Origin of the sequence: Xenorhabdus thuongxuanensis (genome assembly GCF_001908095.1) — a bacterium.
GTDB classification, from domain to species: Bacteria; Pseudomonadota; Gammaproteobacteria; order Enterobacterales; family Enterobacteriaceae; genus Xenorhabdus; species Xenorhabdus thuongxuanensis.
Genome location: NZ_MKGR01000109.1, coordinates 1 through 639 on the forward strand (window position 1 = coordinate 1; position 639 = coordinate 639).

Annotated in this window: 1 protein-coding gene; it reads left to right on the forward strand. The window is 39.6% G+C overall.

Annotation, left to right across the window (positions count from 1 at the left end; all coding sequences use genetic code 11):
• The first annotated feature begins 119 nt into the window (after window positions 1–119).
• Window positions 120–557 (forward strand): IS200/IS605 family transposase, encoded by a 438-nt coding sequence (gene tnpA, locus Xentx_RS18275; protein WP_074021892.1) that lies wholly within the window; start codon window positions 120–122, stop codon window positions 555–557.
• The last annotated feature ends 82 nt before the right edge of the window (window positions 558–639 follow it).

Consider the following 639-nt stretch of genomic DNA (forward strand, 5'->3'; position numbering starts at 1 on the left):
TTTATTCATAACTGAATACCACCTCCTGCGGAGGTGGTCATCGACAGATTGGCTCTGCCAGTAAGGCTACTCATGGGAAAATCCGAACTGTTATCCCCATAACAGAGAAGGATTTAACCATGAGTAGATTCAAGAAAGCATCGCATGTACTTTGGTGTTGTCAATATCATATCGTCTGGACGCCCAAATACCGATTTAGGATACTGAAAAATAATGTAGGAAGGGAGGTTTATAAGCAGATACGGATTTCCTGTGAACAACTCGAGATAGAAATTGTAGAATTGAATGTTCAAATAGATCATGTTCATCTTTTGGTAAAAATCCCCCCGAAATTATCTGTATCTGAGGTGCTTGGGCATTTAAAAGGACGAACAGCCATTCGATTATTTAATAAATTCCCCTATTTAAGAAAGAAAAAGTTATGGGGAAATCACTTTTGGTCGAGAGGGTACTGTGTGGATACCGTAGGTGTAAATGAAGAAATGATAAGGAAGTATGTGAAGTATCAGGAAAAACATGAACATGAAGACAATCAATTATCGTTAAAAGGGATGTGAAGTGAAGGCTCTCAGAGTCTGAACTAGTAACGCCCCTCTGGGGCGAAATCAAAGCCGCCTTCTATGAAGGCGGATTTTTACT